Origin of the sequence: Corynebacterium sp. ACRPQ (assembly GCF_022347225.1) — a bacterium.
Classification (GTDB): Bacteria; Actinomycetota; Actinomycetes; order Mycobacteriales; family Mycobacteriaceae; genus Corynebacterium; species Corynebacterium tuberculostearicum_D.
This window is the reverse complement of record NZ_JAKRNF010000050.1, coordinates 1-563: the sequence shown is the minus strand read 5'-3', so window position 1 is coordinate 563 and position 563 is coordinate 1. Positions and strand designations below refer to the sequence as shown.

Annotated in this window: 1 protein-coding gene; it reads right to left on the bottom strand. The window is 53.5% G+C overall.

The window, feature by feature from the left end; genetic code table 11:
* A partial coding sequence (locus MHY24_RS12020) for an IS256 family transposase (protein WP_239230930.1) occupies positions 1-563 on the bottom strand: 563 nt, incomplete at both ends.

The following is a 563-nucleotide window of genomic DNA, read 5'->3' as shown; positions in this document are numbered from 1 at the left end:
CGCTTGTCTTCAATATTGCAGATCATCAACCACAGCGTCTTTAGGGCTGATTCATCGTTGGTGAACTGCACCCTGTTGCGAGTAGCTTTACGCAGCTCATTGTTAAAAGATTCAATGGAGTTCGTCGTATAGATCACCTTCCTAGCTGCTGGTGGGAACTGCAGAAACGGGACAAACCGCGCCCACGCGTCCTGCCAGACCTTGACTGAGCGGGGATACTTCTCACCCAGCTCGGAAGCCTCGAATTCGGCTAAAGCAGCCCTAGCTGTGGACTCGTCTGTGGCGGTGTAGACCTTCTTCAACGCGGCTGATACAGCCCGGCGATCCCCGTAGGCTACCCACCGGTTCGCGGCACGTATCAGGTGCACGATACAGGTTTGCACCATAGAGTTCGGCCAGGTTGCCTCGACTGCTTCTGGTAGGCCTTTCAGCCCGTCACAGCAGACGATAAAGACGTCTTTGACACCACGGTTAGAAAGATTGGCGCATACCTGCGCCCAAAATGAAGCGCCTTCTTCTTTGGCAATCCACAATCCTAAAATGTGTTTGATGCCGTCAAGGTC